The organism is Candidatus Rhabdochlamydia sp. T3358, assembly GCF_901000775.1.
In the GTDB taxonomy this organism is placed as follows: domain Bacteria; phylum Chlamydiota; class Chlamydiia; order Chlamydiales; family Rhabdochlamydiaceae; genus Rhabdochlamydia.
In genome coordinates, this window is sequence record NZ_CAAJGQ010000006.1 from 27,991 (window position 1) to 47,419 (window position 19,429).

The window sequence follows — 19,429 nt, forward strand, 5'->3', positions numbered from 1 at the left end:
TAATTTAACAATATTTTTATTAAATTAAAAGGATTGATTATAGTTTTTATATAAAAAACTATAATAAAGTGATTCAAATCTACTTCTGGTTTAAGAATACTTCGATTTTTCCCCAAGGCACAGGAACAGCAAACTGCTTGAGTGTCTTAAACTCTTTATGATAATCCCTTAAAGGATAACTTAGTGTAATGATCTTGACTTTTTTAGGTAAGGATATACATAGCTGCTTAATCACACTATCCGATAAGCACGTTCCATAAAGATAAATACACGTAGCATGGCTTAAATCTATGTATTGAATATCATTACATATAAATGTTAAGCGTTCTATATTAAGTCTTTCTACAATTTTTTGTGCGTTTAATACAAAAAAAGGAATAAAGTCAACTGCAGTAACATTGCAGAGCAACACATTTCTCAGGAAAAAAGCAGCTCTGCCTCTACCACAACCTAGTTCAAATACATGGTCATGAGGCGCTATTTTGCATTCTTTAGCAATGAGTAAAAGTGATGTTAGAGGGATCTCCCCATAAACATCTACTTCCTTTGCCTCTTTTTTTTTAAAGAATATTTTTGAAATGGTAAAAGGATTGCGGAAGCGGTAAACTTTTTTCAGAGCAAGGTCGCACTTTTGAAATAAATCGCAGCTATAAAATAGTTGCAACACCTTTTTTTCTTCCTGAAAAAAAAAGATTTTGGAACGCAAATAAACCATAAAAAGGTTAAAAATTGATCGCATATCCAGGAGTCAGAGTAAGAAAAGAGGAATGGTCTATTTGATGTTTTTTTAAGCTCACATATAAATCATAGGGTGGACGGTTCATCGGTTCATCAGACAGGCAAAACGTTTTCCAATGCATTCCGATACTTAATTTGGAACCAACTTCCCTGTGAATTATTACAGCCTCTTCAGGATTAATATGAACAGGCCTCATAAAGGAACGAGGAGAATAAGATCCAATGGGAATCAAGGATAGATCTATAGGGGAAAAGCGCTCTCCAATTTGTTTAAAATCAACTGGATTATATCCTGTGTCTCCTACAAAGTAGATTTTTTTAACTAATTGATCTTTTTCATAAAATTCTAAAACCCAACCTACCCATAAAGTATCATTTAAAGACCAATGCTTCCTACCGGAAAAATGTTGCGCGGGCACAGCAGTAATTTTTACTCGTTTAGAATCCATATTTGGGAATCCAAGTACTCTTTCTTGCCACCACTGACATTGGTACACTGGAAAAATTTCTTGGGCATCAAACCAAGTTTTTACTCGCTGAGGTACCATCCAAGTGGCTTGTGGAAAACGCTTAGCCAAAGCTAATACTGTGGGTTTATCTAAATGATCATAGTGATCGTGGCTAATAAGAATTAAGTGAATTGTCGGAAGTTGGCTAAAGGCAACGCCAGGAGGATGGCAACGCTTAGGTCCTAGAAAAGATAAAGGAGAACAACGTTTGCTCCAAATAGGGTCGGTTAAAATGCGCAGTCCATCTATTTCAATGAGAAAAGTACTATGATTAACCCAAATCGCAAAAGGATTGCTAAGGCTGGCTTGCTTTTGAGAAATAGGGTAGTTAAAAAGCGCGCAACTCTCTAACTTTTCATCATCATAATATCCTAATTTCCATAACAATATATCTTTCAAGTCACGTCGAATGTTTTTCTCATAGGGATTAGTAAAAGAGCTTTTTTGCTTATACATCAATGGATAAGGAATAAGATGTTGTATCAGTTAGTTGCTTTTCTCCAAAAAACTGCATAGGTCCTGGGTATAGGTAATGATCATCTAACCTCCACGCATGTCTATGCTGTTTATAAAAGTTAAAAGACTTAGAGCAAAGGTCAACCAAAGCCTTTTTAATCACCGGTTTTTTTTTGCCTTTGCGCCATTCTAAATTCATTAGAGAAGTAAGTGGTATTCCTAAAACCTGCCAGTCTATAGGATTTTGCGTTAACCCTGTTATACAACACATATATCCTGTTGCTTTATGATTAATTAACAAAGCTGCTGTATATCCTAAGGAATAACAATAATTACAATCAAAATTAGATGGAAATCCAGCTCTTCCTTCATAACCTAAAAAGTGATGTAAAGCAGAAAACTTACCGGTATAGTTGCCCTCTTTTAATCGTCTTTTTAATTCTTGAGTAACTGTCTCTATCAATAATTTTTCTGTCTCAATAAAAGAAACCTGCACATTACCATGAGGGTCTCTGTTTAAAAGAAGTTGCTGCTGGATCCCTTCTGGTAAAGAGGTAAAGGATTTCCGAGAATTCTCAGTTAGCTTACTTAGAATTTCTTTATCATCTATAGAAGAATCTGCTAGTAAGTGATTTAACTCTTGAATCAGAACACCAATTTCTGGAATAAACTCTATTAATCCTTCTGGAATAAGAATCACTCCAAAATTTTTTCCTTTTTCTGCACGTTCACAGATTAAATCTGCTATTTGATTGGTAATTTGTTGCAAAGTTTTCTTATTCTCTGCCACTTCTTCTGCAATTAATACCATGTTTGGCTGTGTGCTTAAGCCGCATTCTAAAGCAATATGCGAAGCAGATCGCCCCATTAACTTGATAAAGTGATAGTATTTTTTAGCCGATAGACAATCTCTGGCAATATTACCAATTGCCTCTGAAAAAACCTTACAAGCTGTGTCAAACCCAAAAGAAGTAGCAACGTAATTGTTTTTTAAGTCTCCATCAATTGTTTTTGGGACCCCAATAACAACTGTTTGAGAGTCTTTACTCTTAAAATACTCCGATAAAATAGCGGCATTGGTATTTGAATCGTCCCCTCCAATGATAACCAAACCATCTAATTGCATGGATTCAACTGTATGTAAAGCAGAGGCTAGATGCTCCGGGGTTTCTAGTTTAGTTCTTCCTGATCCGATTAAATCAAACCCTCCCTGGTTGCGATAAGACTGAACAAGCTCTTTAGTTAATTCCTTATACTTACTCGTTATAATCCCCTCAGGGCCTTCTAAAAACCCAAACAGTCTTGATTCTGGATTGAGTAAAATCAAAGCGTCCAAAAGACCTGTAATGACGTTATGTCCTCCTGCAGCCTGCCCTCCAGAAAAAACAACACCCACTCTTAGCAAGCGATTTGCTGCACTCTCTTTTTTTTGAGCCCTTAAAATAGGTTGACCAAATGTTAAGGGGAAAATAGAGCGAATTTCTTCATTTTCTAAAGAAATATTTTTATCATTTACCCATTCAACATTATCTATTTGCTGCAACAAACTAGGCAGTATAGGAAGATATTTTTCACGAGCCTTACGCAAAGGATTTTCGGGTAACATGGGGGTTCTACTCTTTTTTTTCGCTTGAGTATGAGGTTAAAAGGGTTAAAATAACAACCATTTAAAAATCAGTTGACCAAAAGAGCCTCTTTTCTTTAAATTACTTCTTTGCCCAGATGGTGAAATGGTAGACACGCCAGATTTAGGTTCTGGTGCCGCAAGGCATGTAGGTTCGAGTCCTATTCTGGGCATATCCCAGGACACTTTTTTTTCAATAAGGAAAGTGTCCTTTATCATCTGACAACAAAAAGATGTCATAAAACACTCATAAATACAAAGATCTATTAAAAGTTATGACTTCAGCTATATTTGCTTTTTAACCCATTTTGCGCTACGCCCTTTACCTTCTGAAATAATAATGCCTTAAAACTAGACGAATTGCATCCCTGCTAATAGGTAGAAAAAGTGGGGAATAGCACAATTTGCTCTAAAATAATTTATTGCTGTATCTTCTTAAAGCAACGATCTCTTTCGGATAAGATTCACTAATGTAAGTATGACCGTGTGATTTGGATAAGGATTTGCTGATCGATAATATGCTTGCTTTCAATGTCATTGAAATAGAAACTGTTTGATATTCAAAATCTTTTAAAAAACAAGGCATGACCCATTTTTTTCTGTATGGATAAATCCTAGAAAATAACTCGGCATTCTTTCTTTTTCAAAGTCAAAAAAGAGATTTTTATGATTAAAAAAGTGCTATTTTCTTTGTTAACAACTTGCACAGCTCTATTTGCAGGTTTTGATGTAGATTTTACAACTCTCATTAGCTTAAAAACTTGGGAAGTTGATGACTGCTTTATCTCCTTTTTTCAGGATCCTTCTGGGAATAACTTTGTTCTTAAGCAGATCAAGGAAGACTCCGGTGATGAACAATTTTTACTGGTTTTGGATGCCGTTGCCTGTCATATGGCTGAGACAATCCAAACTCCGATGAATCGAGTAATCATCATTGAACCAAATGCGTCTTCTCCTCAAAAAATAAAGAGGGGCTTTCCGGCTACATTACATAAAATGGCGTTAGGAAAAAGCACTGACCAACAAGGCTCTTATCAAAATATTGATATCCATCAACGTTTTCGTAGAAAGAATTCTCCTAAAGAGGAAAAATGGGGTGTCTTGTCTCCTGAAGAAACAGGATTAACACTAACTATTATTCAAGAAATGGCTAAGCACTCTGATTTAGCTGGAATTATTGCTTTAGATACTTTTGTAGGCAATGCTGATAGAAGCCCTCCTAATCTGTTTTACGACTCTGTTACAGATCGATTTTGTGGAATTGATATGGCAGCTTCTTTTAATAGCGATTTAGCTAAAGAAGCTTGTAGGCAATTGCAAATACTTATAGATAAAGGGATTGCTCTATCTTCCAAAGAAAAGCAGGCTTTAGCTAAATATGCTTATACTTTAGAAGTCCTACTCCAAAAGTATCCTCCTAACCTGCAAGAAGATCTTTTGCTTAAATTTAGTCAAAAAGCCGGATTCATAGAAGGCTCTTTTCTTTTTAATCAAGATGTAATTGAGCGTATCGAACATCATAAAAGATGCATAAAATGCAACTACGAATATTCAGGCCAATTAGTTGTTTTAGTGCATAAACTGCTTCAAAGATAAAAACTTAAGAACCTCATATGAGGTTCTTATAGCATACATGTCTTGAAAAGGTTTTTCTATCTTAGTCTCTGAATCTCAGCTGTATTTCTGTCGTATTCTGCTTTTTTTAGAAAATACTCTTTTGCAAATTGTGTTTTTTGGTGCATCTCATGACAAGTAGCAACTCTGCCAAGCACATCTGACATATCTTGTTGTAAGTTAATATTCTTATTTTCTAATGCACTGATGCGGCGTAAACGTGACTCATTATCTGAGTAAATACTTAACACTTCTCCAGCATTGCGAGCAATCATGCACATAGATTGTTCAATTTCAGCCGATAGTTTAAGACTATCTGCTACCTGGAATAGCTCTTGTTTTTGTATGGCAACTTGACGTTGTAGTTGATCATTAGCATCTTGTAGTTCTCTAATTCTTTGTAAGTCTTCATCGCGCAGCGTCATTCGCTCTTTACCAACATAGAACTCAAAACGATTATTTGAATCCTGTTTAGAACTAACAGTTTGAGCCTTTTCTACTTTCACTTCCTTGTCTATTTTCACTTCAGTAATAGAAGCAATGACAGGATTGCTTATTGGTGTTTCAAGTTCTTTATTTGGAGTATCTTGACCATTTAACTGTTTACTTAATTTAGAATTTCCTAGTTGTTTGGCTCTTGAAGTGGATTGGCCACCTAATTGCTTAGTTGACATGTGACACCTTCCTTATTTAAGACATGTTTACTATAAATTGTTTACGGAAAGCTTTTATACGGGTCTCTAGCTTAAGCTCCGCTAACTTAATAATAGATTTATAGTTTTAATTTGTCAATTAACTAGATTATATAAATTAATATAATTTTTATTATAAAAAATAACTATTTAAAATAAAAAAAATAAAAAAATAGAACTTTTTTATTTGCGCCAAAAGAACAATTTGCTAGGTTGACCACTTAACTCTCTTAGAACAAAAATATGAGAAATAGTTTTCCTAATCATCGAAATATGGGTGCTTTATGCCAAAAAAATACATACAAATGCTCTTATCCATTAATTTTTGCTTAACAGCAATGGCCGTTGCTACAGACTCAGACGCCAGTAGTGATGATAACTTTGTTATGATTGCGGATAACGAAACAAGCAAAGCCCCTGATGATATAGATTTGGAAGATGAAGATTGGGGGACTTGGGAAGATGAAGAGGATAATTGGGTAGCAGATACTCCACCCGACCCTGAACCCTCTATAGAGGCTGAATTAAGTGAACAGTTCTATCACATTTGGCATCGTTTGGAGAAAATAAATGAAATCTATCCATCTGAATTATTACAAAGATTTATAACAGAGCATCAACAACGTATCTCTATCCAATACGATGAAAGCAAACTTCAAAAAGATTTAACACAAGAGATAACTATTCAGCTCATTCAGCTTTATCGTGACTTGCAAGCAGTTTCAAAGCACCAATTTAAAGAAGAGCTAGATGAACGCAGTAAAGCTACGTTAGACACTCAATTTATGGAAATTTATAAATGTGTGGATGAAATTCATAACCTCTATCAATCTAAAAGACCCTTATCAAAAAATGATCAACTTTTTTTAAACCACCAATTGGAAGAGGTTTTGGTTTTTTCACAGAACTTTCTTGCAGAAGGTTCAGGAGCATCTTTAAATGACCTGGAAAATTCTACAGCAGAACTAGACAAGGGAACCTTGCATCTTGCTAAAAGAGAGGTAGATTCAACATCTAAGCCCCTCGCAGACGAAACCTCTCCAGAGAAAGTAGAATTAGACAACCAATTTAATCAAATTTGGAACTGTTTGGATAAAATGAATGCAATTCATCAATCTGAGCTACTACAAAGCCTTATATCTCATCATAGAGACGAAGAAATTTCATATAATGAGAGCTTAGAAGAAGTTAGCAAGGAAGCTTTAGAAAATCAATTCATCCAACTTTATAAAGACTTAAAAGTCTGTTCACAGTATCAACCTAAAGAAGAGCTAGATGAAGGTAGCAAAGCTAAACTAGTTGTTCAACTTGATCAAGTAGAGCACTGTTTGAACACCATTCATGAGACTTATGACTTAAAAAAAGCATCTTTATCTAAAGAAGAGAAAGCTTTTTTAAGAGATCAATTAGAAGAGATCCACAATTTTTCCTATCATTTTATACAGGAAAACCTATTACAAGAGGAAAATACTGGTATTAGTTCTCTAGATAAAATTCAACAGTTATTAACTAACTGTGAAGAAGAAGACGCATTAATTTATCCTCAATATGAATATATTATTAATAGCCAAGAAACAAATATATCTGATCTTTTAACAAGCTCTAAAAATAATATCAAAAGTCACTTTCTTTATTTTAATAAAGCTGAAGGATTACTAGAGCTACAACATATAGAATTATTGGGGGATGAAGACCCAAAACCTTATACAGAGCCCTACACAACAACATGGAAGATCCGACCAGCCGATGTTAATCTTGTAAAGGATTGGCAAGAAGACGATCTTATTACTATAGATAAAACAAGCATTTTCTCAAAATATACTATGCGCGGAGAAAGTCTTGAATATACCCTTACTAATCATAATAAATCTGTGCGAGCTAACTTTGCTTGTAAGAGCTCAAATCAAAATACATACACCATACTATCGATAGATTACCTTGAAAATATTGTAATTCTTAAAAATGGTCCCTGCTTATTTGTGCAAGATGGAGATCTGAAAGAATGGCATGTTAAAGATACTGTAGTTTTACAAAGATCTGGATCTGTTACTGATACAAATAACTCACATGAGTTAATTAATAAAACAAGAAATAAAACAAACTGGGTTTCCTTAAAAAGATGGCTCTAAATCTTTAACGACTCAAAGCCTTGTTTTTTAGAAAGAAACAAGGCTTTTTTTATACATGTGGTAAAAAGAGACAGATAGATTCCATTTCTTGAGGGGTTAGTCCTCCATGAGCTGCAAAAAAATGCTGCTCAAAGCGGTTTTTTTCAAACCACCAAACAGCTTCTTTGTAATAAGGTAGGATGACTAGATTTGCTATTCTTTGTTGCAGCCTTTCTGAAGCTACACCAAAAAATCCTTCCTTCATCATTTTTTTAGTCAAAACAACATCAGCTATGCCTTTTAACTTTTTTTCTAAAAAGCTTGCGGTTTCTAACAATTTTTCTTCTTGAACATGTAAAAATAAATCTCTACAAGAGCCAGCAGGAGCTAATATCCGACCTTGGTTATCTTTTTTTAGAGCTGGAAGAATAGAAGGAGCAAGTTGGTTCAAATAAAGTGTTTTACCAGGATCTACAGGACTCATTCCATGATCTGCTGTAAACAAAGTAGCAATGCGCTTTCCTGACTTGCGAAGAGGTGTCCAAAAGTGATTTTCAATGAGTTTCCAACAATCCATCACAGCGTTAGAGAAAAAATCAGATGTAATGCCATGTCGATGTCCCATTGAATCGATATCTGCAAGATAAACAAAACAATAAAAAGGGGTTTGCTTAGGATTGCAACATAAGTCTACCAATGAATCTAAAGCAGAAGGAAATGTTGTATAAGGAACCATCGTTGCTGCTTCACACAAAGCTTTAGAATAAGAGGAATGAGCAATCTTATCGCTTTGGAATACATAGCTTGCAATATTGTGCATAAGCAATTTTTGATAAAATGTCTTAAAGGGAAAAATCTGTTTAGGATCATACTTAGGGGTTAATCGGTCAGCAGATTTATCTCCCGCGTAAGAAAAAAGCAAGGGGGTAATGATTTTCTCTACGATGGGCTCATAATAAAACCACTCATAAATTCCTGCTTCTCCTACATTTAGACCTGTGTGTATTGTAGTTACATGCGCAGCTGTTGTAGAAGGAAATTGAGAAGAGATTTTAGAAACTATCCCCTCTTCTGCAGCTCGCTTTAGAAAAGGACAAGAGGGTAAAAATTTTTCAAAGAATTCCCAACCAAAACCATCAATAAGAAAAAGTACTACACCATCATAATCTCCATAGCTATCCGCTATTGCAGATTTTGGTAGGCCTCCTTTAGACTGTTTGGTTAGCAAATTAATAATGGTTTGAGGAAACTGAGAGAATGCATAACCCTGATAAAGCGGCTTCTTAAAATAAGAAGTGTATTGAGCCAGTTTCAATGCATCTAAAGACTCTTGATTAATCAAAGAAAATCTCCTAATAACTGTACTTTATTCTATTTTTTAGATAATATATATTCCTTTTAATATAAGAAATCTGATTATGAAAAAAAATTTTTCTCCGAAGCGCTGTATTAGCGTTTTTGCTTTAGCTATGATTAATTTAGCTGCTATTGGGAGCGTGAAAAACTGGCCCATTACAGCAGAATATGGCTTTGCATCTATTTTTTATCTTTTATTAGCAGCTCTTGTCTTTTTTTTACCTTTATCGCTTGTATCTGCAGAACTCGCTACCGGTTGGCCCCAAGCAGGAGGAGTATTTGTATGGGTAAAAGAAGCTTTTGGTCCAAAAATAGGGTTTTTAGCCATCTGGCTTCAATGGATTGAAAATGTGATCTGGTATCCTACTATTCTCTCCTTTATCGCAGCTACATTAGCTTATCTTTTTAAACCAGAATTAGCTGGCAATACCACGTATACCTTGACAGTTGTTCTCATTTCCTTCTGGGCGGCTACCTTGTTAAACTTAATGGGCATGCAAGCCTCGAGCTTAATTAGCTCTATTAGCGTAGTGTTTGGATCTTTCATTCCTGGAATCCTCATTATTGGCCTTGGGTGTTTTTGGTTCTTTCAAGGAAATCCTCTAGAAATTGTTTTAGATTGGCAACATTTAGTTCCAAATATCACCTCTATTGATAGCATGGTATTTTTCACCGGAGTCATTCTATCTTTTTGTGGAATGGAGATGTCCGCAGCTCATGCTAGAGATGTAAAAGATCCACAAAGAAATTATCCAAGAGCAATCCTGCTTTCCGTAGTTATCATTTTGAGCATGTCCGTTTTAGGCGTATTATCTATTGCTAGTGTTGTTCCACAAAAAGAAATCAGTTTAGTTGCAGGCTCAATGCAGGCTTTTGTGCATTTTTTTGACAGATATAACTTAAACTGGTTTACACCCTATATCGCAGCCCTTGTTGCCATTGGAGCTTTTGGATCTATGAGCACTTGGATTGTAGGCCCGACTAAAGGTCTCTTAGCTGCAGCTAAATCAGGAGATTTGCCTCCTGTATTTCGCTTAGTGAATCGAAAAGCAGTTCCTATCAATTTGCTTATTTTACAAGCTACCATTGTCACCTTTCTATCACTTGTATTTGTCTGTATGCCCAGTGTTAGCAGTGCCTTTTGGATTTTAACTGTGATCGTAGCTCAGCTATATTTGATCATGTACATCTTGCTATTTGCCTCTGCGATTAAACTGCGCTACACTAAACCTCATATCGAGCGCTCTTACTTAGTACCTGGTGGAAAATTAGGGATTTGGTTAATTTCAGGATTAGGAATCCTAAGTTCTTTTTTTGCTATAACAATTGGCTTTGTTCCTCCCTCTCAAATAGAAACGGGTAGCTTTTTATTTTATGAGGGTTTTTTAATTGTAGGCGTATTAGCTGGTTGCTTTGCCCCCTCCTTAATACTCTTTTTTCAAAAACCTCATTGGAAACATCTTTTGCCTCATGAACAAGAATAAGCAAGACACTTCATGGGAATCTTCTTCAGCTTGGTATGATAAATTAGTTAGCGTGGAAGGACATTACTATCATCGGGAAATCATTATCCCTGGAGTTTTGGATCTGCTAAAACAATATCCAGATCCCGATGGATTCCTATTAGACCTTGCCTGTGGACAAGGGGTATTATCTCGTCATTTACCTAAGGAAATGAAATACATCGGAGTCGATGCTTCCCCCTCTTTAATTCAATCGGCTCAAAAAAATGCATCCGATAACCATCAATTTTTTGTGCATGATTTTACCGATGTCCTACCAATTCCAAAAATGTTGTGCAGTCATGCATGTTGTATACTCGCATTGCAAAATATGTCCTCTATTGCCCCCATACTGCAAACAGCCTGGGAGCATCTTAAAAAAAACGCTCCGCTAATTTTAGTTCTAAACCATCCTAGTTTTCGCATTCCTAGGCAATCGAGCTGGGGTGTAGACCTAGAAAAAAAGCTACAGTATCGCCGCATGGATTGTTACATGACGCCTTTGAAAATCCCCATTCAGACACATCCTAGTCTTAAAACTAAGTCAGAGACAACTTGGTCATTTCATTATCCATTATCTACTTATAGTACTCTCTTAAAGGAAAGCGGCTTCACGATTGATATCATTCAAGAATGGTGCTCGAATAAGAAAAGCCAAGGAAAAATGGCTACCATGGAGAATCGTTCACGCAAAGAGTTCCCTCTCTTTATGACTCTTGTTGCGCGCAAGATTTAAAAGTTCATCTCTTGACGTTTTCTCTCTCGTTCTTTTTTTTCTTTTTTACGCCTTTGTCTACGATCATCTGCTTCCTGATAACGCCTTTTTTCCAAAGCACTTTCTGGAGTTACTTGCGGAACTTCCACAGGGCTTCCTGTACCATCTAGTGCTACAAAAGTAAAATAGGCGGATAAAATATGTTTGCTATGTCCTGTAGTATAGTGCTCTGCTAATACTTTTACGCCAATCTCCATAGATGTTTTCCAGCTACGATTAATCGCTGCCTTAAAGATCAGAATATCCCCTCTACGGGCTGGTCCCAAAAAATGCATAGAATCAACCGATGCTGTTACGCAAATACGCTCGCTATGCCTTTCTGCAACCACTAAAGCAACACGATCTAAGATAGACATAACTAACCCACCAAATACAGTATCGTTAGAATTAAGATCATTGGGAAACACCTTGTAAGTTTGATCATTAATAGCAGATTCAGAAACTTTTTTAGGAACAAAAGACATGAAAACCTCCTTTAAATGATGCTTAGTATATCGAATCCGCTTTTAGAAAGTACTCTAATCTGCTAACCTTAAGTTTAAAAACAAAAAGAGATAAGACTATGTGTGGTATATTTGCATATATTGGACCGCGCAATCCTGCAAAAACCTGCCTAAAAGGACTAAAGCAACTCGAATACCGTGGATATGATTCTGCAGGAGTGGCTGGAGTAGAAAAAGGGATGTTAGTCACCTACAAAGCAGTGGGTAAGCTAAGTGCTTTAGAACAGGTAATTGAGCGCTGTCAAAACCATCAACTACATCTTGCTATTGCTCATACTCGTTGGGCTACTCATGGTAAACCCACAGAGGAAAATGCGCATCCTCATTTTGATCAAACCCAGTCCTTAGCTGTTGTGCATAACGGGATCATTGAAAATCACTTTGCTCTTCGCTCTATGCTAAAAGAAAAAGGCAGGCACTTTTACTCAGATACAGATACAGAGGTAATAGCGCAGCTTATTTCTCATTTTTACCAAAATGATCTACTCTCTGCGGTAAAGGAAGCTATTTCTTTGCTCAAAGGCTTTTGGGCAATTGCTATCATTCACAAAGACCATCCAGATCAAATCATTGCAGCTGCCTATCAAAACTCCATTGCTATTGGTTGTAATTTCGCATCTGAGGAAGTATTTATAGCCTCAGATGCCAATGCTTTTTGTGAAACAGATCTAGAAGTAATGTTCTTACATAGCAAGGAAATAGCCTGCATTTCTTCTCAAAAAATCCAAGTATTCGATAATACACATACACAAATTAACAAGCCAACAGAGCACTTTGAAATAGAAAAAACACTCATTTCTAAAAATGGCTATCCTCATTTTATGCTCAAAGAGATCTTTGAGCAGCCTAAAGTGATCCAACAAGCTTTTCACAACCGACTTTTACATGCACAAGGTACTGCTTTTTTTGAAGAGCTTCTCTTTACGCCGGAAGAATTAGTAGAAGTGCGCCAAATCTTAATTATCGCTTGCGGCTCTTCTTGGCATGCAGCGCTACTCGCTGCTTCTTTTCTTCAAGAAAAAGCGCGAATTCCCACTCAAGCTCATATTGCTTCAGAGTTTCGCTATAGTCACCCCATCCTCTCTAAAGAAACATTAGTCATTGCAATTAGCCAATCAGGAGAAACCCTAGACACCCTAGCTGCTGTTAGAGAAGTGAAAAAAATGGGTGCAAAAGTCTTAGGAGTTTGCAATGTAGCTCATTCCACTTTAGTAAGAGAAGCAGATTCCACACTATTTTTAAAAGCAGGAATAGAAATTAGTGTCTGCTCGACAAAAGCCTTTACCAATCAACTCATCGTTCTTTTTTTATTTAGTCTTCAGATGGCAAGACTGCGGCAAATGGATCTAAAAACAGGACAGTATTGGGTTCGTGAAATAGAGGCTACCCCCAGACACATAGAAGCTATCTTACAACAAAAAGAAATCATCTCCTCTTTTGCTAAACAATATGCACGCTTGCAGCACTTCTTCTTTTTAGGACGCAGTTATATGTATCCCACTAGCTTAGAAGCTGCTTTAAAGCTTAAAGAAATTAGCTATATCAATGCGCAGGCCTACCCAGCAGGAGAGATGAAACACGGACCTATTGCCCTTGTTGATCCGTCTTTAGCTGTTATTGCCTTATGTGGCAATAAACATACCATAGAAAAAATGTTGAGTAATTTAATGGAAATTCAAGCTCGAAATGCACCTATTTTAGCATTTGCACCCAAAAGCTGTTTAGATGTTTCTTTGATTACCAATCAGGTGATCTGGCTTCCTTCCTCACCAGATGCCCTCTCTTGTATTCTATACTCAGTAGCTACCCAGCTTTTCGCCTATTATATAGCAGTTGAAAAAGGCACTGATATCGATCAACCTCGTAATCTTGCTAAGTCTGTAACTGTGGAATAGGTAGGTCTTTTAATCTATAAAAGCAAATATAGCTGTTTTTTGCAGCTTCTAACATCTGCTTTTCACTAATATAAGAAACCCTTCCGTCGTTACATGCCATCCATTGATCTTGGACTTTTTTATATGCCATATAATGACCGCTATTTAGAGATTCTCCTGAATGAACAATAAAGGAGCTTAGTTCATAGAGTCCAGAAGGAGAATTTTTAACATTAAGTAGTTTTGCATCTAGTTGTTCAGGAACTTCAATAGGGTTAGTAAGCTTAGTCCGATCTGGCTTAAACCGTGCAAAATTAATGAATAAATCCTTAGGTAGCACATCCAGTCTTATTTCTTCTTTTATTGGAGATACCTCAGTATAAACTCCATTTACCAGATATCGACGTGTTTCTGAACCTATACCTATTTCTTTATCACAAAAATGTTTCTCTAGCAGTGAGCTTAATGTAAAATCTTTTTGTTTCGCATCAAAGTTAATTTTAATTCCATAATTAGTTCTTTCTTTTCTATATGTATTATCCGTGTGTAAAGATGAACAATCTTTATGGGGTAGTTCTTTAAGAGCTGTTCTAGATTGATAATGTGTCACATTTTTGAATTTATAGTTTATTGAAGAGGTATTCGTTAATTTTTGTTTCTTAAGAATATCATCATATTCTGTAAAAAGAATTGTTAAAATCTCACTTGCGTCCTCTTGTTTGTTATAATTTGAACTGATTTCCTTATTTAAATAATGCATTGCAAGACGTAAGTTATTAGACACTTCTTTTGGAATAGATTTTTGCTCTTCAACCGCTTGATCATAGGAGTCTAGAATAGAAAGCATCCAATTTCCACATTCTTGATCTTTTGCTTTTGTGCTTTTAGCATAGTATCTAGCAACTGTAGTATAAATATTGAGCAATGCTGGCTCGCTTAATATCATTTGCAAACAAGAATTAAATCCACAGTTCATCGATTTATTTTGAAAGCCTACCGGTTTATTGTTTATAGTCCCTTGTTCTAAAAAGCTGTTTACCCTTTCTGCTTTGATTTGCTCTAGGGACATTTTAATAAGGGAAGAGTTTAGAGCTTCTAGATTTTCTTTAGACAAAGACGATGAAGAACTGCTTAATATACTTTTTAACTCTTTAACTCTTTTAAGAGTTCCAAAAACCCTTGAGCTTTGAGATTCTGTTAGACTAAATCCAGCTAATTTTCTCATAGTTCCGTCTATCTCTTTAACTTTACAAGTAAAGTTCGCTTTTAGATCGACAGAAGTTGTTATTTCAATATTTTTATATGGAAATTTGATGTGTTCTTGAAACGTTTTTTGTAAGTCAATACCTTTTGCCTGCTTTAAATAGCTCTGGGTAATCTCTTTCCACTCTGAACCTGGCTTTTTGTGATAAACCGTAAGGTGGTATGACTTTCCATTTAAGTTGACAATAGGATTCAACTTCTCTTCAGAACTAAGAAAAGAGTGCGCTGTATAGAAAGATTTTTCAGAGCTCATAGAGCGTGTTGTTGTCATATTATCACATTTTATTTAGTTTATTATTACTATATTATACAACAAACAGAATAAAATTTCAATTAATTTGAAATTAAAAACAAATACTAATAATTTTAGTATATTGCTTTCATAAAAATTAAATAATAAACGACTTATATTTATAATAAAATTTAAACCATTTATTAATCTAATCTTAATTATTATAAATGTGAGATTAAACAAGATCTTATAATGAAGATCTTGTAAAGAAAATGTTAAATTAAGGTCTTACAAAGATGGTAACCATTGAATAAAACCTTAAATTAAGTCTGCTTTTTAGAATAAGAAAGCATGCAGACATAAGGATTTGAATCATCTAAAAAAATAGATTTAGCTGTTGCTAGCAATTCATGAAGGAAACCTCTAGGTTTTTCTTCTTGGTAATTTTTTAAAAGCTCTCCCAGGTGAGCCTCATTCTCAAAATCTATTGAGGAAACTGTGGGATTATCCAGTTTCTGAGCATAAGAATAGGAAGAATCTAGCTGTTCTTCTTGAAAATTTCCATAAAGCTCTTGGTCATCTTCATCATCAAAATCTATTAGTGTATGACTACCAGTTTGCCGATATTCACTCCTTTCTTGAAAAGCAGCATAAGGATGGGAAGAATCTAGCTGTTCTTCTTGAAAATTTCCTAAAACCTGTTGTAATTGATTTTCATTAATATCTGTTACTACATGATCATCAAACTTTTTCCATTGATTGTTCACTTTTCGATAGGCAACATAATGTCCGTCTTTATCAGTTTCTCCTAAATGCACAATAAAAGCTTCCAGATCATATGTATGAGCAGAATGCCTATCCTTTAAAAGATCTTGTGGAAAACAAAGATTTGTTGGGATACAAACAGCAGAAGCATCTCTTCTATTATTTGTGAATAGGTCAATGATAAGATGGTTAGGTAAAGAGACATATTGATCTTCAGATGTGTATTTTACATTTATACCATTTTCTTCTATTTCATTAACCTCTGAGCAGTGCTTTATTAAAAGTTCTTCCAAGCTTGCTTTTTGGTTGAATTGGTTATTTATAGAGATCCGAAACTGTCTATGATTTTCAGGCTGTTGAATACTAGGGTCTATCCTTCCATCTCCCACTTGCTTATATTTCATTCTTTCAAATCTGACTTCCACATGAGAAAGCTTTTCTTTGCAGATATTAAAAAATACTTCAAGAAAAGCAGTTGGGTCATCTTGAGCAGTTGAGTCTTTATCAATTAAATTAGCGGATGATTTTTGCAATTGCTTTCGAAACTCATTACCAATAGTGTTAGGGGCTGACTCTTGTCCTTTAGACAAGGCTTCGTAGTACATAGTTGCTACTTCCTGAAAGTATTCTTCCCATATATTTCTTAATTCCGAATTATTTAAAATAATTTGCAAGGTTGCATTTACACAACAATTGTTTCCTAACCTATCTAAACCTATTACTTGTTCCTTACCGCATGCTTTTAGTTTTTTAAGATTTTCTATATGTGGATTTTGAGGAGATTGTTCTGCAATTTTGCGTTTTCTTATCTGGGTATCTTCTAGAAAAATTTTAATAAACGAAGAGCTTAGCGTATCTTTTTGATTTAGAGCTTTATCCCTTATGCTATTCATTTTATTAAGAAGGTTCTGAAAAACTCTAGAGCACGAAGATCCCGCCAAGCTAAATCCAGCAACTGATTTTATTACTCCTTGAGTATTTTCAACTTCACAAACGGACTTTGCAATAAAATTTGATATATTAATTGTTTTACACGGCTCTTTGATTTGCCGACAAAGAAGATACTGAAAATTACTTTTGCATGGATTTAAACAGCTGCTAGCAATCTCTTCTTCTTGGGCTGAATCTGACTCTTTGTAATAAATTTTAAGATGATAGGATTTTCCATTCAATGGAATAGTTAGCCCTAGCTCATTTCTCATAGAAATAGAAGGATTTGCTAGAGAGTGCGTAGAGCTTGTCGTCATATCCTTAGAACACCTTATTTAGTTTTATAGGAATTAAAAGTTCTTGTAGTCTCTGGTCTAGGGAAGAGGCTTCTAAACAAAAATGAAGTTTTTGAAGGTCTTTTAAGGAGAGTGTTTTACGGGATTTAGCATGTAACTCTTTCCAATACTCACCACAACAGGGATCTTGCTCTAAAGAGCTGCGTATTCCTTCTTTTTTGGTTTTTTCTAACAAGGTTTTAGTAAACAAAGAGTTTAGGGTTTGATTGAGATTTTCTTCAGAAAATAAGGAATCTAGAGTAATTAACTTTGAGCTTTTATCCTGATCTTTTTTAACCTCTGTACAAAAGTCAAATATTTTCTGAAACAAATGATCAATCTCAGATTGATCTACGTTTGATTCTTCATAATGACCGGTTTTAATCATTTTATGAGGTAAAGAAACAGAACTAGGATTTTTTCTTTTACAATCAGTTAGATTAGAGGTGGTGCTAGAAATTTCCCCTATTTGAATAGGGATATTCGTATTGTTTAATACATCTTTAGAAGTCACATAACTAGTCATAATATCATTTATTTTAAATTATATTCATACATAATAAAATAAACTGAATAATATTCCAACTTATTAATAATTATATAAATTTTTAAGTATTATAAAATTACTAATTTTTTAAAAAACCAAAGAATTGTCAAAAAATAAACAAGCGATTACATTGCATTTAAGATGCTCTTATCAAGGGATGCTATGAACTATCGTACAAAGCTCTATTTTGCCTTTGTAATCACTTCTGTAGCCTGTTTAATTTTTGGTTTTGGTATTCTTTTGACAGAGCTTGAATACAGTTCATTTTCTAGAGAGCAGAATAAAGCTCTAACGGTTGCTGCCACTACTGCTGCATTACTAGATGTAAATCAAATCAAAGCTCTTATTGCAAACCCCACTCAAAACAACCCTGCCTATGATCATTTCCGTTTGCAATTAAGAAAAGTTCGAGATGCTAATCGAGGAAATGTTGTCTATATTAAGTATCTCTATCTAATCACAGCTAATCCTAAAGACACTCATTCTGCCTTTTTTTTGGCAGATGCAGAAGAAGATCCTGAATTCCAAGCCGTTATTAAACAACCCTTTCACACAGAACATAAAAGCTCTTTATTTCATTTTTCTAAACACCATGTAAAAAAAACGATTATCCGAGAAGATGAGGGTAGCTGGATCACGGCTTTTGCTCCTATAATTGACGGGGAAGGCAATTATATTGCATCTATAGGAGCAAATATCCCCACTCAGTTTCTTTTCAAAGACCTGATGCGTTTTGTCCCCTATATATGCGTTAGTTTTATACTAGCTGTTATTCTAGCTTTTGTCATAGCATCCTTTTTTGCAAAACGAGTCACTTTGGCCTTAGATAATCTGATTGGATGTGTTAAACAAATTGAAAAAGGCAATCTTGCTTGCAAAGCATGCTTAGAAACACATGATGAATTTGAAGAGCTTGGTGATGCTATCAATCAAATGACAAAAGGTCTGCAAGAAAGAGAGCGCCTAAAGGTGAATTTTTCAAGATATGTCTCAGACCATGTCCTGCAAAAGATTTTATCCTCTACCAAACCTACCAAATTGGAGGGAGAAAGAAGAAAAATCACTGTGCTTTTCTCTGATATTCGTCAGTTCACCCATCTATCAGAGAGTCTACCACCTGAGCAGGTTGTCGCTTTGCTCAATGAGTATTTTAAGATTATGTTAGATATTATTTTTGAGCATAAAGGCACTCTGGATAAATTTATTGGAGATGGTTTAATGGTGGAGTTTGGTGCTCCTTTGGACGATGAAATCCAGGAAAAGAATGCTGTTACAACAGCAATTGCCATGCAAAAAGCACTGGAAAAACTCAATACAACATGGAAACAGCCAAATATTCAAGTAGGGATCGGCATCCATACAGGATTTGCTATTGTAGGTAATGTAGGCTCTGACAAGCGGATGGATTACACAGCCATTGGAGATACCGTAAATATTGCTTCTAGACTAGAACAAATGACAAAATCCATGAACAGAAGCATTTTAATCAGTGAAGATACCTACCAAGCTATAAAAGAAGAATTTTCTGCTGAAAGCCTAGGCCCTATTACCTTGCCCGGCAGAGAAGAATCCATTAGAGTCTATGCAATAGAAAAAAACTAGTTTT

15 protein-coding genes and 1 tRNA gene are annotated in these 19,429 nt (G+C 35.2%); 7 read left to right on the plus strand and 9 right to left on the minus strand.

What is annotated here, in order from left to right; genetic code table 11:
* Positions 1-79 precede the first annotated feature (79 nt).
* From RHTP_RS01810 to RHTP_RS01820, 3 genes are read right to left on the minus strand one after another with little or no spacing between them, the layout of a single operon-like run.
* Positions 80-667, minus strand: a complete 588-nt coding sequence (locus RHTP_RS01810) for a methyltransferase domain-containing protein (protein WP_171005699.1) — start codon at positions 665-667, stop codon at positions 80-82.
* A 55-nt stretch (positions 668-722) separates the two neighbouring features.
* Entirely contained in the window at positions 723-1,703 is a 981-nt protein-coding gene (locus RHTP_RS01815) for an MBL fold metallo-hydrolase (protein WP_138106425.1), read from the minus strand.
* Positions 1,696-3,309 carry a diphosphate--fructose-6-phosphate 1-phosphotransferase gene (locus tag RHTP_RS01820; protein ID WP_138106426.1) on the minus strand — a complete coding sequence of 538 codons (1,614 nt, stop codon included), beginning with the start codon at positions 3,307-3,309 and terminating at the stop codon, positions 1,696-1,698. The genes RHTP_RS01815 and RHTP_RS01820 overlap by 8 nt, the downstream gene beginning before the upstream one ends.
* A gap of 110 nt (positions 3,310-3,419) precedes the next feature.
* Between RHTP_RS01820 and RHTP_RS01825 the strand changes: the two genes are divergently transcribed.
* Positions 3,420-3,500 (plus strand) — tRNA-Leu (locus RHTP_RS01825).
* 493 nt (positions 3,501-3,993) lie between these two features.
* Positions 3,994-4,923 (plus strand): hypothetical protein, encoded by a 930-nt coding sequence (locus RHTP_RS01830; protein WP_138106427.1) that lies wholly within the window; start codon positions 3,994-3,996, stop codon positions 4,921-4,923.
* A 56-nt stretch (positions 4,924-4,979) separates the two neighbouring features.
* Here the strand turns inward: RHTP_RS01830 and RHTP_RS01835 are convergent, their stop codons facing one another.
* Positions 4,980-5,615: a hypothetical protein gene (locus RHTP_RS01835; protein WP_138106428.1), complete on the minus strand. Its 636-nt coding sequence runs from the start codon at positions 5,613-5,615 to the stop codon at positions 4,980-4,982.
* A gap of 302 nt (positions 5,616-5,917) precedes the next feature.
* Between RHTP_RS01835 and RHTP_RS01840 the strand changes: the two genes are divergently transcribed.
* Positions 5,918-7,762 (plus strand): hypothetical protein, encoded by a 1,845-nt coding sequence (locus tag RHTP_RS01840; protein ID WP_138106429.1) that lies wholly within the window; start codon positions 5,918-5,920, stop codon positions 7,760-7,762.
* 49 nt (positions 7,763-7,811) lie between these two features.
* On the opposite strand, the gene RHTP_RS01845 is transcribed toward RHTP_RS01840, so the two are convergent.
* Positions 7,812-9,083, minus strand: a complete 1,272-nt coding sequence (locus RHTP_RS01845; RefSeq protein ID WP_171005700.1) for an alkaline phosphatase family protein — start codon at positions 9,081-9,083, stop codon at positions 7,812-7,814.
* A 76-nt stretch (positions 9,084-9,159) separates the two neighbouring features.
* Here RHTP_RS01845 and RHTP_RS01850 point away from each other — a divergent pair, with 76 nt between their 5' ends.
* Entirely contained in the window at positions 9,160-10,581 is a 1,422-nt protein-coding gene (locus tag RHTP_RS01850) for an amino acid permease (RefSeq protein WP_138106431.1), read from the plus strand.
* Positions 10,568-11,335 (plus strand): class I SAM-dependent methyltransferase, encoded by a 768-nt coding sequence (locus RHTP_RS01855; RefSeq protein WP_138106432.1) that lies wholly within the window; start codon positions 10,568-10,570, stop codon positions 11,333-11,335. The genes RHTP_RS01850 and RHTP_RS01855 overlap by 14 nt, the downstream gene beginning before the upstream one ends.
* Here the strand turns inward: RHTP_RS01855 and RHTP_RS01860 are convergent.
* A complete protein-coding gene (locus RHTP_RS01860) occupies positions 11,332-11,838 on the minus strand; it encodes an acyl-CoA thioesterase (protein ID WP_138106433.1) in 507 nt (168 codons plus the stop codon). The genes RHTP_RS01855 and RHTP_RS01860 overlap by 4 nt on opposite strands.
* Positions 11,839-11,936: 98 nt before the next feature.
* Between RHTP_RS01860 and glmS the strand changes: the two genes are divergently transcribed.
* A complete protein-coding gene (glmS, locus tag RHTP_RS01865) occupies positions 11,937-13,772 on the plus strand; it encodes a glutamine--fructose-6-phosphate transaminase (isomerizing) (RefSeq protein ID WP_138106434.1) in 1,836 nt (611 codons plus the stop codon).
* On the opposite strand, the gene RHTP_RS01870 is transcribed toward glmS, so the two are convergent.
* The 3 genes from RHTP_RS01870 to RHTP_RS01880 form a co-directional block, all read right to left on the minus strand.
* On the minus strand, positions 13,750-15,285 hold the full coding sequence (locus tag RHTP_RS01870) for a ubiquitin carboxyl-terminal hydrolase family protein (RefSeq protein WP_138106435.1): 1,536 nt from the start codon (positions 15,283-15,285) through the stop codon (positions 13,750-13,752). The two genes, glmS and RHTP_RS01870, sit on opposite strands and share 23 nt — an antisense overlap.
* 284 nt (positions 15,286-15,569) lie before the next feature.
* The gene (locus RHTP_RS01875; protein WP_138106436.1) at positions 15,570-17,258 is read right to left on the minus strand and encodes a ubiquitin carboxyl-terminal hydrolase; all 1,689 of its coding nucleotides are present in this window, start codon (positions 17,256-17,258) and stop codon (positions 15,570-15,572) included.
* A 4-nt stretch (positions 17,259-17,262) separates the two neighbouring features.
* Entirely contained in the window at positions 17,263-17,802 is a 540-nt protein-coding gene (locus RHTP_RS01880) for a hypothetical protein (protein ID WP_138106437.1), read from the minus strand.
* 183 nt (positions 17,803-17,985) lie between these two features.
* Between RHTP_RS01880 and RHTP_RS01885 the strand changes: the two genes are divergently transcribed.
* The gene (locus RHTP_RS01885) at positions 17,986-19,425 is read left to right on the plus strand and encodes an adenylate/guanylate cyclase domain-containing protein (RefSeq protein WP_171005701.1); all 1,440 of its coding nucleotides are present in this window, start codon (positions 17,986-17,988) and stop codon (positions 19,423-19,425) included.
* Positions 19,426-19,429 lie beyond the last annotated feature (4 nt).

Coding starts and splice junctions, on each gene's coding strand:
- RHTP_RS01815 (WP_138106425.1), bottom strand. CDS start 1,703: ATGTATAAGCAAAAAAGCTCTTTTACTAATCCCTATGAGAAAAACATT.
- RHTP_RS01820 (WP_138106426.1), bottom strand. CDS start 3,309: ATGTTACCCGAAAATCCTTTGCGTAAGGCTCGTGAAAAATATCTTCCT.
- RHTP_RS01830 (WP_138106427.1), top strand. CDS start 3,994: ATGATTAAAAAAGTGCTATTTTCTTTGTTAACAACTTGCACAGCTCTA.
- RHTP_RS01835 (WP_138106428.1), bottom strand. CDS start 5,615: ATGTCAACTAAGCAATTAGGTGGCCAATCCACTTCAAGAGCCAAACAA.
- RHTP_RS01840 (WP_138106429.1), top strand. CDS start 5,918: ATGCCAAAAAAATACATACAAATGCTCTTATCCATTAATTTTTGCTTA.
- RHTP_RS01850 (WP_138106431.1), top strand. CDS start 9,160: ATGAAAAAAAATTTTTCTCCGAAGCGCTGTATTAGCGTTTTTGCTTTA.
- RHTP_RS01855 (WP_138106432.1), top strand. CDS start 10,568: ATGAACAAGAATAAGCAAGACACTTCATGGGAATCTTCTTCAGCTTGG.
- RHTP_RS01860 (WP_138106433.1), bottom strand. CDS start 11,838: ATGTCTTTTGTTCCTAAAAAAGTTTCTGAATCTGCTATTAATGATCAA.
- glmS (WP_138106434.1), top strand. CDS start 11,937: ATGTGTGGTATATTTGCATATATTGGACCGCGCAATCCTGCAAAAACC.
- RHTP_RS01870 (WP_138106435.1), bottom strand. CDS start 15,285: ATGACAACAACACGCTCTATGAGCTCTGAAAAATCTTTCTATACAGCG.
- RHTP_RS01875 (WP_138106436.1), bottom strand. CDS start 17,258: ATGACGACAAGCTCTACGCACTCTCTAGCAAATCCTTCTATTTCTATG.
- RHTP_RS01880 (WP_138106437.1), bottom strand. CDS start 17,802: ATGACTAGTTATGTGACTTCTAAAGATGTATTAAACAATACGAATATC.
- RHTP_RS01885 (WP_171005701.1), top strand. CDS start 17,986: ATGAACTATCGTACAAAGCTCTATTTTGCCTTTGTAATCACTTCTGTA.